Source organism: bacterium (assembly GCA_036504735.1).
Lineage (GTDB): Bacteria > Electryoneota > RPQS01 > RPQS01 > RPQS01 > DASXUQ01.
Genome location: DASXUQ010000017.1, coordinates 114,048 through 126,226, shown reverse-complemented (window position 1 = coordinate 126,226; position 12,179 = coordinate 114,048). Strand labels below are relative to the sequence as shown.

Sequence of the window (12,179 nt, the reverse complement as noted above, 5' to 3'; positions counted from 1 at the left end):
TTACCCCGCCACCACGCCATCGGCCGGCAATTTTTCCCAATCCGCGGGAGCGTCCCACACCGGATGCTTCAGTCCGGCTTCGTCGACCACGCCGAATACTTCCTTGGCAAACGTCATGCGCACTTCATGATTGTCGCGTTTCTTCAGGCCATACTTGCGATAGGTCGCATTGCGCGGACTGTTAGGTCTGCCGAAGACGTTCATCACGCGGGGGAACCAGCGGTCGAGCGCTTCCTGCGTCGCTTCCTTGTGTTTAGGGTCGCGTCCCAGCCGCTTCAGCCAGTAGTCGCCGTGCGCGATGTGCATCTCTTCTTCCTTCATGATGCCTTCCATCACTGCGCGCCACGGCCCGTAGGAACTCTCCGTCGCATCCTGCAACTGGTGTCCCGCGCCACGATCCTGCAGCACGTTGAACATGATGAAATCGTACCACGTGGGAATCGGATAATAGAAGATATTCACGCGCTGATCGGTGGCCGGACGGGTCGTGCCCAGTTCGATCTCGTCGCCGACCCGCAGCGTGTAATCGAACTGCTTGACGCGTGATTCGACGTCCACGCCCAGTTCTTCGAGCAGTTGATACATGACCCGCGCGTGCCGCACTTCATCGTGGGTGATGGCCGAGACGGTCAGCATCTCCTTGGTGGAGATCGCTTTCATGATCCACGGCACGTAACCGAACGCCCCCGCCAATTCCGAATCCGCCTGCATGAGCATCAAATGCGATAGACTCTGCTTATAGCCTTCACTCATCTCGTCGGGGCTGTTGACCGTGTCCCCGCGCGAGACCTTTTCGACTATTCGCTGATCCTTTTCCTGGTCCGTCATGATGTGCTCCTGTAATCTTATGATTAATCGTTCGACTATGCCTCACGCGCCCTTGAACACCGCCTTGCGCTTTTCGTTGAAGGCCACGACGCCCTCGCGGTAATCTTCCGATTGCGACGCGATCTCCTGCAAGTAAGCTTCATACTCCAGCGCGGCGGGCAAGTCGGAGGTGAACATGCGATGAAGGCCGCGCTTGATCAGACCAATCGCCTTCGTCGGTGCGGCGGCGTAATGCGCGGCAAGTTCGCGCGCACGGGGCAGCAGATTGGTTTCGGACACCACCTCGTGTACTAATCCCAATTCCTTCAGTTCCGCCGCGTTCAATTTGCGACCGCTGGAGGTGATTTCGAAGGCGCGATAGTAACCGACCTGTTGCGCAAGGAACCATGTCGAACCTGAATCCGGCACCAGGCCGATATTGACAAAGGACTGTATCATGCTTGCCGATTCGGCGGCGATAATCACGTCGCAGGCCAGTGCAACGCTCATCCCTGCGCCCGCCGCCACGCCGTTCAACGCACAAATCACCGGTTTTTCAAGCTGCCGGATGCGCAGAATATTCGGATTGTAGTTTTTGCGCAGCGAATCGCCCAGATTGCGGCCCGGCTGATCCTTGATCTCCTTCAGGTCCTGTCCGCTGCAAAAGGCCTTGCCCGCTCCGGTGAGAATTACTGCACGCACGCCCTGATCCGCCGCCGCTTCTTTTAAGGCCGCGCTCAGTTCCTTATGCATCTGCTCCGTGAGCGCGTTGTAGCGGTCGGGGCGGTTCAGTGTGATCGTCAGCACCGCGCCGCCTTTGTCGTACAGGATTGTCTCGAAGTCCGCCACGCTCGCCTCCCCTGTCAGGTTCTACCGTCCCTTGTACTCTGCCGCGCGCTTCTCCAAGAATGCCGCCATGCCTTCCTTCTGGTCCTCGGTGGAAAAGAGCAGATAGAAATTCTTGCGCTCGAACTCGAGGCCGTCCTGCAGGAAGGAATCAAAACATTTGAGCACCGATTCCTTGGCGAGCCTTACCGCTACAGGTGGCATGGCCGCAATCTCCCGCGCCAGCTTCTGCGCTTCGGAAAGGTAGACCTCGATGGGTACCACACGATTGACCAGTCCGGCGGCCAGCGCCTCCTTTGCCGAAATCGGGCGACCCGTCAGCACCATTTCCATTGCGCGGACTTTGCCGACGGCACGCGTCAGCCGCTGGGTTCCTCCGGCGCCGGGCATCACGCCAATCTTGATTTCCGGTTGGGCGAACTGTGCGCTCTCGGAGGCGATAATCATGTCACAGAGCATGGCCAGCTCACAGCCGCCCCCCAGCGCGAATCCCGACACGGCGGCAATCAGCGGCTTTTTGAAACGGCGGATGCGGTCCCATTTGGCAAACTGGTCGCGCTGCAGCATAGTGACAGGCGTCGCTTCGGCCATGTCGCCGATGTCCGCACCCGCGGCAAAGGCCCGCTCGTTGCCTGTCAGCACCACCGCGCGCACCGCATCGTCCGCTTCAAGCTCATTAAGCACGGCCACCAGCTCATCCATCAGCGCCAGACTCAGCGCATTGAGCTGCTTGGGACGGTTGAGAAAGATTGTTACGACGGATTCGGCGCGCTCGATACGCAGGAATTGCGGGTCACTCATGCGCCGCAACCTTCTCCGCCGTGAAGAACTCCACAAGATCCGCCGCAAAGGCCTGGAGGTTCGCGCCCGCCGTGGCGTTCTCGGGAGACTTCATCGCCGTCTTAAAGGCGTCTTTGTCGGCAAAGGTCAGCACGGACATCTGATAGTAGCGCGCGGGGCCGTCTTTGCCGGGCGTGAATTTGGAGAGTTCGATGGAGATCACGCCGGGGATTTTCCGCGCCAGCGGCAGATGCTCCCGCTGATACGCGCGTTCGAAGGCGTCGGGATCCGCCGGCTGCTTAAACAGCGCAATCAATTGGTACATAAACCCTCACAAGTTGGTGTCGGCGGTTTGCAGGCGCTGCTCCCGCTCGAGGTCCGCACGCATCTGCTCGATACGCTCCCGGGGCAGAATCACCTGATGCACATGTCCGTGCGCCACGCGGCGGCCACGCTCGGTCATTTCGAAATGACAGACCAGATGATTGCCTCCGCGCACATGAGTCACGGTGGCGACAATGTGGATCGTCTGCCCCACCAGCGTCGGCGAGTGATGGCGGATGAACAGACCCGAGCCGATGCCGTCCTCATCGCTTTCCAGAAACGGCTCCAACAGCAGCCGGCAGGTATACTCGGCATGATGGCACGCCCAATACGTCGGATAAAAGGGATGCAGCGCGTGCCCGGCGAAATTCACCACCATCTCCGGCGTGACCGTGACGTCGTACGTGTGCTTCAGGCCTTTGGTCAGTCCGGGTTTCACGCGGCGTGTGCTTTCTGAAGATAGGTGCGGAATTCCACTTCCACCTTCTCCCTGAACAGTTCGGTGTCGATCACGAATCCTTCCGCCGCCAGCGAGGTCACAAAATCTTCATGCGAACGGTTCTCGCGGTAGTCGGGAGTGCGCGGCGGATGCTTCAGGTAGCGTTCCATCAGACTTGTTCCGCTGGAGAGATTGATCACCGCATGATAGAAGATCGTCGTCTTATTGCGGTAGAGGGCGCTGCCCGCGATCTTGCGTCCGTGGCGAGCGATATCGGAAATGCCCGCCTGCACGATGTCGGAGATTCCCAATTCCTCCAGACTGCGGATAATCATATCATTGAAAGCGCGGAAGTAGTCGGAGGACTTGCCCTGCTCCGTTTCATAAAGCGCAAAGGCCACCACCAGCATCGTCGGCGCCAGTACCACCGCACAGCCCCCGGTGCCACGCCGCAGCACAGGCACCTCGTCCCGCAGAACGGTGTCGGCGTGCACTTCGAGTTCGGGGTCGGAACCCTTGCCGATTACCACCAGCACCCGCTCGGGGACAAACACACAGGCGCGGCCTGCATCCCCGTTGGATGGGTAGAGCAAACCGGCATCGGGCAAATCGTAAGGCAGCAGATTCACAGCATCACTCTCGCGCATCACACATGCAGGGGCTTGCCCATCGCTTTGAAACTTGCTTCCAGCAACGTCTCGCTCACCGTCGGATGAGCATGCACCACGCGCGACAGATCATCCAGCGTGCCTTCTGTCTTAATACACATGGCCGCCTCGGCAATCAGGTCGCCCGCATGTTCGGCCACAATATGCACGCCCAGCAGTTCACCGTACTTCTGATCGGCCAGCATTTTCACAAAGCCTTCCGGGGTGCCTTCCACCATCGCACGGCTGTTCACCGACATGGGAAACTCGCCCTTGACATACTCGGTGCCTGCATCGGTGATCTGCACTTCGGACAGGCCCACCGACCCCACTTCCGGCTCCATATAAATGGTTGTCGGCATGGTGCGGTAGTCCACAGGCTCGCGCAATCCGGCCATGTGATTGATCGCGCACGCGCCCTGTGCCGACGCGATGTGAGCGAAAATCTGCCCCGTCACGTCACCCGCAGCATAGACGGACGGCACACTGGTTTGCATGAATTCATTCACGCGGATGAAGCCGTTTTCCAGATCCACCGGCACGTCGCCGAAATCCGGCAGAATTGCCGTGCGCCGCGACGCGTTCAGCACCAGGTCGCAGGCAATCGTTTCGCTTCCGACTTTGATCCCGCCCTTGGCCGCCACGGGCACGGGAGAGCCCATCAGCACCCGAATGCCGTCTTTTTTGAAACGGTCGGTGACAAACTTGATGATCGCGTCGTCCATCCACGGCACCAGCCGCTCCTGCGAGGCCACCATCGTTACCTTCTTGCCGAGCAGACTGAGCAGGGACGCGGTTTCGCAGGCCACCACGTCGCCACCGACGACCACAATGTTATCCGGCAGAGTCGGACTGGAGTAAAGCTGGTCAATTTCCATCACCAGAGCGTCGGGCAACTGTGCCAGCGGCGCGCGATTAGGCCGCGAACCGGTGGCAATGATGATCTTGCCCGCGCCAATGGCTTCGCCGTTCACTTCCACGCGCGCATTGCTCAGGAGCCGCCCTTCGCCACTGATGACCTCCACGCGATTCTTCTTCATCAGAAACTCGACGCCTTTGACGAGGCGCGTGACGATCTTGTCTTTCTCCTGAAGGGACTTCTGCCAGTTGAAATGGATGTGATCGGGATCCGCGCCTTCGATTCCGAAGGAACCGGCGCTCAGGAAGCGCCGGTACAGCCGCGCACTCTCCATCAAGCGGCGCGAAGGGACGCAGCCCCAGTTCAAACACATGCCGCCGAGGCGCGACTTTTCGATAATCGCCGTGGTCATTTCAAGCTGCGCGGAGCGAATGGCCGCCACGTATCCCGCGGGGCCGCCGCCGATGATCACCACATCGAAGGTTTTCATAGATGCTCCTTATCTCAGCAGCAGGTTGACCGGATCGGACAGAAAGGCCATCAGATCCTTGAGGAAACGGGCGACGTCGCCGCCATCCACAATGCGATGATCGGCGCTCAGCGATAGCGGCAGCATCTGGCCGGGAACGATCTGACCGTTTCGGACCACCGGCTGTTCCTGAATGCGGCCAATGCCGAGAATCGCCACTTCCGGATAGTTGATGATCGGCGTTCCATAGCGCCCGGCCAGTGAACCGAAGTTGGTAATCGAAAACGTGCCTTCCCGGATCTCGCTCAGCGCCAACTTGCGCTCGCGTGCGCGAGTGCCCAGATCCTGAATGATCATCGCCAGTTCGAGAATGCTCTTCTTGTCCGCATCCTTGATGACAGGCACAATCAGCCCGTCGGGAGTATCTACCGCCATGCCGATGTTGACATAGTTGTGGTAGACCACACGGTTGTTGTCCAGATCGAGTCGGCAATTCAACTTGCGGTGTTCCCGCAGCGCCACGGCGGCGGCGCGTACAATAAACGGCAGATACGATAGCGTAATCCCCTGCTGGGCCAGCACGTCCTTCTGTTCTCGGCGGATCTCGACCAGTCTCGATACTTCTACATCATCGAAGGCCGTGAAATGCGGTGCCGTATACTTGGATTGCGCCATCCGCGCGGCTATGGTCTTGCGGATCTGCGTGAGATCTTCGAACTCTTCACGCTCGGCATACTCGGGACGCGGCGCCGGTGCGGGTGCCGCCGGTCGCGGTGCGGGTGCGGACGGCGCAGATGCTGGCGTTCGCCGCTGTGACGCGCGTTCAATATCTTCTTTCATTACGCGGCCAGCGGGACCCGAACCCTGCACCGCGCGCAGGTCCACGCCCAGATCCTTCGCCATGCGCCGGGCGACAGGTGACGCCAGCACATGCCTGCGTTCTACCGTCGTGGTGCCACCGCCGTTTTCTTCGAAGCCCTCACCGGTTGCAGGCAAAAAGGCGTCGGTCTTGGCGACTTCGATTTCGCCCACCACACCGTAGCCGGCTTCCTTCAATTCTTCTTTCTTGGTGGGAGCCGCGGCAACTTCTTCGGCGCTGGCTTCTTCGCCCTGCGCATCCAGTTCCGCCAGCACGTCGCCGACGTTGATCACCTGTCCGACTTTGCCGAACAGGGTCTTGATCATCCCAGTGCGAGGAGAAGGAATATCCGCCACCACTTTATCCGTTTCCACCTTAACGAGCGGATCGCCTTCATTAATCATCTGGCCGCGCGCGACGCGCCACTCGAGAATTTTGCCCTCGTGGATGCCCTCGCCGATATCCGGAAACTTAAAGACAAATGCCATGTGCTTGCACCTTCAGCTTTCGAGGGTTTTCTTGATCTCGTAAAGGACGCGCTCGGGCGGGAAGAAATAGAGATCCTCGCTCTTCGGCAGCGGAGGAATCGTATCGGTGCCGGTCAAACGGGCAGGCGGCGCTTCCAGATAATAGAAGGCCTGCTCGTTGACGCGAGCGATAATTTCCGCCGCCACACCGAAGCTCTCGGGAGCCTCATGCACCACCAGAATGCGCCCGGTCTTCTTCACGGACTCGACAATCGTTGCCGTGTCCATCGGATAGATCGTGCGCAAGTCAATCAGTTCAACCGAGATGCCTTCCTTTTTGGCCTCGATCATCGCCTGCTGCACCACGCGCACCATCGCGCCGTACGCCACCACGGTGAGGTCGCTGCCTTCAGCCAGTACACGCGCCTTGCCGATGGGAATGCGGTAAATGCCTTCCGGCACCTCCTGCTTGATGGCGCGATACACCCGCTTGGGCTCCATGAAGATCACCGGATCATTGTCCTCAATCGCACTGATCAGCAGCCCCTTAGCGTCGTACGGCGTGGACGGCATCACCACTTTCAGTCCGGGGAAATGGGCATAGATGGCTTCGTTGCTATCACTGTGCAGTTCCAGCGCGCGCACACCGCCGCCGTTGGGAAAGCGCACAACGACCGGCATGGGTCGCTTGCCGCGTGTCCGGTAACGGTAGCGCGCCAGATGCGACACGATCTGGTTGGTCGCGGGATGCACAAAGCCGTCGAACTGAATTTCCGCTACCGGCCTTAATCCCGCGATGGCCATACCAATCGCCGCGCCGACAATCGAAGATTCCGCCAGCGGCGTATCAAACACACGCTTCACACCGTATTTTTTCTGCAAACCTTCCGTCGCACGGAAGACGCCGCCCTCTACGCCAACGTCTTCCCCGAAGCAGAGCACATTCTCGTCATCGGCGAGCTTGGCATCCAGCGCGGAGGTAATCGCCTGCACCATCGTCATAACGGCCATGTCAGCGGCCCTCCTTCCAGCTCAGGAAGCTTTTCAGGGAAGCAAGCTGCTTCTTCAACTCTTCGGGAGGCGTCTCAAACAGATGGCTCATCACTTCCTCAGGTGTGTTCATTGGGACAGCCGACGCCTGCTTAAAGGCTTCATCCGCAATCTTGGTGGCTTCTTCCGCGGCCTGCTGTTCCTGCGGCTCGCTCCACAGCTTCTGGGCTTCCAGATAGCGGCGCATGCGGAGCAGCGGATCGCGTTCATGCCAGAGTTTTTCCTCGTCGGGCTGGCGGTAACGCGTCGGATCATCGGACGTGGTGTGCGCGCCGAGGCGGTAGGTTTCCGCTTCAATCATCACCGGGCCGTTTCCCGCCCGGGCATAATCCGCGGCATCTTTGGTCGCGCGATACACGGCAAAGATATCATTGCCATCGACCTGAATTCCCGGCATCCCGTAAGCAATCGCCTTCTGCGCCAGTGTGGCCGATTTGGTCTGATGCGTGCGCGGATGGGAAATGGCGTATTGATTATTGTTGCAAAAGAAAATCACCGGGCAACTGAAGACCGCCGCCCAGTTCAGCGCTTCATGGAAATCGCCTTCGGACGTGCCGCCGTCGCCGAAGTAGGTGATCACAACTTCCTTCAAACCTTTGTAGTTGATCGCATGGCCGATGCCCGCCGCATGCAGCAACTGCGAAGAGATGGGCACGGACTGCGGCAGCACGCGCACGTTCTCGGGATAGACCGCGCCGAATTCACTGCCACTGTGATACAGATATATTTTCCACAACGGAACGCCGTGCGTAAGCAGCGCGCCCAGTTCCCGGTAAGCCGGGGCAATCCAGTCCTTGACTTCCAGCACCGAAGCGCTGCCCACCGCCGCCGCTTCCTGTCCCATACTGGGAGGCAGTGTAAACAGCCGGCCCTGCCGCTGATAGGAGACGGCCTTGGTGTCGGCGATGCGCGCGAGGAGCATCATCCGGTAGATCTCCACCAGCTTCTGCTCGGAGAGCCGGGGCATCCAGCGCGGATTGGCAATCTCACCGTTCGGGTTCATAATCTCCAGCCGCTCACCTTTGAGCGGATCGAAGGCCTCGAACAGCGAAGGTTCGGCTTCCTGTGTGCGGACTCTGCGGTTTGCGGTTGCCCGCCCCGTCTCCTGCTCTGTCGGAAGACTCATGTTGTTACCTTGTAATTACAGCCTGATGACATACACGATCGGAGCCGCTGTTTGGACGGCCCCTCACACCATAATACGCCTAAGTGGGGACGATTCTCCAGAAAATAATGAAGAATTGGCAGATTTGGTAGAGAACGACACGGCAAAAACGACTAATTTCACTTTTGTTAAAAACTTACGATAAATCGAACCGTTTTCCCAAAGCAAATATAGTCAACGGCTTATAATTTTTGACCGAATTGAGATCTCTATGCCCCATGCCTCTCTGTGTTTTATCCGTGACTGTGGCGGTGATGGCTATCGGATGCGTGAGAGTGACTGTGCTCCATTGGATCATGCCGATGGGCATGGCTGTGTGTGCCCACCACCGGCGCGTTGTGACGGTGCTCGTGATGAGAGTCATCATGATGGTGCGCGTGGACATGCTCCAAGGCCGCATGTCTGTGCCGGTGCTCATGCTGCTCGGTCAAATGCAGGTACAATCCGCAGAGCATCAGCCCTGCGGCGGCCAGCACAGCAATCCCACCCAGCGTCTGCCCAAGGCCCAAGGCAATTAAGGCCCCCACAAAGGGAGCGGCGGCAAACACCGACCCGGTGCGGGCCGCGCCGAGCCGTCTCTGTGCCAGCAGATAGAACCGCAGGCTTAGCCCGTATCCCGTGGCTCCACAAAGCAGCAGGCCAAGAGCGGCACCGGGCAGCGGGAGGACTTCTCCGAAGACCAGCACCAGGACCACAGAGAGCGCCGCGCCGATTAGCCCCTTGCCACTGACGACCGCCGCAGGATTCAAGTCGGAAAGGGGCCGCGAAAGTGTATTGTCCAAGGCCCAGAAAGCCGTTGCCAGAGCCACCGCTCCCAGACCAAGCATGGACGCAGGTCCCGCCGCAGATGTTCCCCAAGCCAGCAAAGCCGCACCGGCGGTGATAAGACTAGCCGCGAGCCAGACCTTGGTCCCCACATATTCCCGGTAGACAATCAACCCAAGGCTGAAGGTAAACACGGCTTCGAGATTGAGCATGAGCGAGGCTGCGGTGCCACTGCTGCGTTGCAGTCCCCAGGCCAGAAACACCGGCGCCAGAAAGGCACCGCAAAAGGCCACAGCCAGCAGACGGGGAATATGCCGCCGGCTCAGTGGGGCCTCCTCGGAGATGCCCCGGCGGAAGGTCAGCGCCGCCAGAGCCGCACCCGCATACAGCAACGCCGCTGTGGCGAAAGGACCGGTGCCCTGTCCGAACTTTTGTATCAGCGGCGCTGTCGCGCCAAAGCTGACGGCGGCCAGAAGTGCCAGCAGAACTCCGCTACGAATGGGAGACAATACCGGTCTCCCGTAAGGCTTCCTGATAGGCTTCAAAGGCTTGGGAGTCGAAGCACACAAAAACCACCTTCTCCAAAGTCGAGTTCTTGCTCAAGAACTCATGGACTTCACGCACGGCGACCTGCGTGGCCCGCTCCAGCGGGAAATGGTAGGCTCCGGTGCTGATGGCGGGAAAGGCGATGCTCTTTACGCCGTGCTCGAGGGCCAGCTTCAGTGAGCTTCGGTAACACTTGGCCAGCAGGTCATCCTCCTCATACTCGCCGCCCTTCCAGACCGGTCCCACCGTGTGGATCACAAACCGCGCCGGCAACCTGTAGCCCTTGGTAATGCGGGCATCGCCGGTGTCGCAGCCGCCGAGGGTGATGCACTCTTCGAGCAGTTCCGGTCCGGCGGCGCGGTGAATCGCCCCATCCACTCCACCCCCACCCAGCAGGGTACTGTTTGCGGCATTGACAATGGCATCCACCGTCTGACGGGTAATGTCTCCCTGAATAACTTCGATGCGCTCATTCATAGGATCAGGACCTCCAGCAAGAAACATCCGCTCGTCGACTCACGTTCCTTCAATATAGAATCTATAGCTTGCGGATCAAGTGCGCACTTGGGGCCGGTAATTCTCCCGATGGTTAAACAAGCGAAAGGAGCACCGTATGCAACGACCTTATTTGGGACAACTTTTAACCTGTGCTTACTTAGTCATTTGTCTATTGAAGATCACTCCCGCCCAAGCTTCTCACACCATTCGCGTCGCCTCCGGGCTGTCGCGGCCCGTCCTGGTAACGGCCCCGTTGGGCGATACCGCGAGGATATTCATCGTCGAACAGAGGAGTGGCAGCACGGGCGCAATTCGGATCGAGCGCAACAGTTCGGTCCTGTCCCGGCCATTTCTTAGCGTGCCCAACCTTGCCACAGGCAGCGAGCAGGGCCTCCTCGGGCTGGCCTTTCATCCGAATTATGCTACAAACGGCTACTTCTTCGTCAACTATACCCGAAGCAGCGACGGCGCAACGGTCATTGCGCGGTTTCATGTGTCCAGCGACCCGGACAGCGCCGACGCGGCCAGCGGACAGACGATCCTGACCATACCTCAGCCATTCGCCAATCACAATGGCGGGAATCTGGCCTTCGGGAATGACGGCTACCTGTACATCGGCATGGGAGACGGCGGGGATGCCAATGACCCGGGGAATCGTGCCCAAAGTGATACGACGCTCTTAGGCAAGCTGCTGCGAATCGATGTGGACAGCGCCTTCCCTTATGCCATTCCGCCGACAAATCCGTGGGCCGTGCGGCATGAGATCTGGGCCAAGGGGTTGCGGAATCCCTGGCGGTGGAGCTTCGACCGGGCCACCCATGATCTGTACATCGGAGATGTCGGACAGGGAGCCTGGGAAGAGATTGATGTGCAGGCGGCCGGCAGCCCGGGCGGGGAAAATTACGGCTGGAGATGCATGGAGGGGTTGCACTGCACCGGACTCTCCGGCTGCACCTGCAATGATCCCGCGCTGACCTTGCCTATCTACAACTATGACCACAGCGGCGGCAAATGCGCCATCACCGGAGGCTATGTGTATCGTGGCTGCGCCGATTCCGCGTTGCAGGGCACCTATTTCTTTGCGGATTTTTGCAGCAACCAGATCTGGAGTTTTCGCTATGTGAACGGCACAGTCACCGATTTTCAGGAGCGTACGGCAGAACTGGCCCCGAGTGGCGGCCTGTCCATCACCAGCATCTCTTCTTTTGGGCAAGACGCCCTCGGAGAACTTTACATCTGCGATTTAGACGGCGGTGAGGTTTTCAAAATCCTGCCGGACAACCCTGTCGACTGCAACCACAATGGCCGCGCCGACGCCTGCGATATTGCCGCAGGGTTCAGCCGTGACGCCAATCATAACGGCATCCCCGATGAATGCGAATGTGTCGCTGCCACCGTGCAGGACCTGACGGCGCAGCCATCGGGAAATGACCTGCTGCTGAATTGGACAGTCGGCGGCGGACTCGAGACCTACACGGTTTATCGAGCCACCTCCGTCGACGCACCCTTCCCCGGTCCGGGCTGGGCGCAGATCGCAGCCGGTCTGACTGCTGCATCCTTTGCCGATTCCGGTGCCATTGCCGCCTCTGACCGTTACTTTTACCTCGTTACCGCCGTCTGCCCGTGAAGGAGAAGCCATGAATCCGAGAAGCCCGATT

Annotated in this window: 13 protein-coding genes; 1 reads left to right on the top strand and 12 read right to left on the bottom strand. The window is 59.3% G+C overall.

Annotated features, from left to right (window positions below; genetic code table 11):
- The 12 genes from VGL38_13200 to VGL38_13145 all read right to left on the bottom strand — a co-directional run bounded on the left by VGL38_13200 (window position 1) and on the right by VGL38_13145 (window position 10,500).
- Complete coding sequence (locus VGL38_13200) at window positions 1-828, bottom strand: Phenylacetic acid catabolic protein (GenBank protein ID HEY3296378.1); 828 nt, start codon at window positions 826-828, stop codon at window positions 1-3.
- A 42-nt stretch (window positions 829-870) separates the two neighbouring features.
- Window positions 871-1,656, bottom strand: coding sequence for an enoyl-CoA hydratase-related protein (locus VGL38_13195; protein HEY3296377.1), 786 nt, complete (start codon window positions 1,654-1,656; stop codon window positions 871-873).
- 21 nt (window positions 1,657-1,677) lie between these two features.
- Window positions 1,678-2,454, bottom strand: a complete 777-nt coding sequence (locus VGL38_13190) for an enoyl-CoA hydratase-related protein (protein HEY3296376.1) — start codon at window positions 2,452-2,454, stop codon at window positions 1,678-1,680.
- Window positions 2,447-2,758, bottom strand: coding sequence for an EthD family reductase (locus tag VGL38_13185; GenBank protein HEY3296375.1), 312 nt, complete (start codon window positions 2,756-2,758; stop codon window positions 2,447-2,449). The genes VGL38_13190 and VGL38_13185 overlap by 8 nt, the downstream gene beginning before the upstream one ends.
- A gap of 6 nt (window positions 2,759-2,764) precedes the next feature.
- A complete protein-coding gene (locus VGL38_13180) occupies window positions 2,765-3,196 on the bottom strand; it encodes a hypothetical protein (GenBank protein ID HEY3296374.1) in 432 nt (143 codons plus the stop codon).
- Entirely contained in the window at window positions 3,193-3,825 is a 633-nt protein-coding gene (locus VGL38_13175) for a hypothetical protein (GenBank protein ID HEY3296373.1), read from the bottom strand. Before VGL38_13175 ends, VGL38_13180 begins: the two co-directional genes overlap by 4 nt.
- Window positions 3,826-3,842: 17 nt before the next feature.
- On the bottom strand, window positions 3,843-5,192 hold the full coding sequence (lpdA, locus tag VGL38_13170; GenBank protein ID HEY3296372.1) for a dihydrolipoyl dehydrogenase: 1,350 nt from the start codon (window positions 5,190-5,192) through the stop codon (window positions 3,843-3,845).
- 9 nt (window positions 5,193-5,201) lie between these two features.
- Window positions 5,202-6,518: a dihydrolipoamide acetyltransferase family protein gene (locus tag VGL38_13165; GenBank protein ID HEY3296371.1), complete on the bottom strand. Its 1,317-nt coding sequence runs from the start codon at window positions 6,516-6,518 to the stop codon at window positions 5,202-5,204.
- A gap of 12 nt (window positions 6,519-6,530) precedes the next feature.
- Window positions 6,531-7,508, bottom strand: a complete 978-nt coding sequence (locus VGL38_13160) for an alpha-ketoacid dehydrogenase subunit beta (protein ID HEY3296370.1) — start codon at window positions 7,506-7,508, stop codon at window positions 6,531-6,533.
- A gap of 1 nt (window position 7,509) precedes the next feature.
- Window positions 7,510-8,673, bottom strand: coding sequence for a pyruvate dehydrogenase (acetyl-transferring) E1 component subunit alpha (pdhA, locus tag VGL38_13155; protein ID HEY3296369.1), 1,164 nt, complete (start codon window positions 8,671-8,673; stop codon window positions 7,510-7,512).
- Window positions 8,674-8,945: 272 nt separating this feature from the next.
- Complete coding sequence (locus VGL38_13150) at window positions 8,946-9,986, bottom strand: DMT family transporter (protein ID HEY3296368.1); 1,041 nt, start codon at window positions 9,984-9,986, stop codon at window positions 8,946-8,948.
- Window positions 9,970-10,500 (bottom strand): O-acetyl-ADP-ribose deacetylase, encoded by a 531-nt coding sequence (locus VGL38_13145; GenBank protein HEY3296367.1) that lies wholly within the window; start codon window positions 10,498-10,500, stop codon window positions 9,970-9,972. The genes VGL38_13150 and VGL38_13145 overlap by 17 nt, the downstream gene beginning before the upstream one ends.
- Before the next feature lie 136 nt (window positions 10,501-10,636).
- Here VGL38_13145 and VGL38_13140 point away from each other — a divergent pair, with 136 nt between their 5' ends.
- Complete coding sequence (locus tag VGL38_13140; protein ID HEY3296366.1) at window positions 10,637-12,148, top strand: PQQ-dependent sugar dehydrogenase; 1,512 nt, start codon at window positions 10,637-10,639, stop codon at window positions 12,146-12,148.
- Window positions 12,149-12,179 lie beyond the last annotated feature (31 nt).

Bases quoted from the DNA above. Each gene is read 5' to 3' on its own strand.
- VGL38_13200 (HEY3296378.1), bottom strand. From the start codon at position 828: ATGACGGACCAGGAAAAGGATCAGCGAATAGTCGAAAAGGTCTCGCGC.
- VGL38_13190 (HEY3296376.1), bottom strand. From the start codon at position 2,454: ATGAGTGACCCGCAATTCCTGCGTATCGAGCGCGCCGAATCCGTCGTA.
- VGL38_13185 (HEY3296375.1), bottom strand. From the start codon at position 2,758: ATGTACCAATTGATTGCGCTGTTTAAGCAGCCGGCGGATCCCGACGCC.
- lpdA (HEY3296372.1), bottom strand. From the start codon at position 5,192: ATGAAAACCTTCGATGTGGTGATCATCGGCGGCGGCCCCGCGGGATAC.
- VGL38_13165 (HEY3296371.1), bottom strand. From the start codon at position 6,518: ATGGCATTTGTCTTTAAGTTTCCGGATATCGGCGAGGGCATCCACGAG.
- VGL38_13160 (HEY3296370.1), bottom strand. From the start codon at position 7,508: ATGGCCGTTATGACGATGGTGCAGGCGATTACCTCCGCGCTGGATGCC.
- pdhA (HEY3296369.1), bottom strand. From the start codon at position 8,673: ATGAGTCTTCCGACAGAGCAGGAGACGGGGCGGGCAACCGCAAACCGC.
- VGL38_13145 (HEY3296367.1), bottom strand. From the start codon at position 10,500: ATGAATGAGCGCATCGAAGTTATTCAGGGAGACATTACCCGTCAGACG.
- VGL38_13140 (HEY3296366.1), top strand. From the start codon at position 10,637: ATGCAACGACCTTATTTGGGACAACTTTTAACCTGTGCTTACTTAGTC.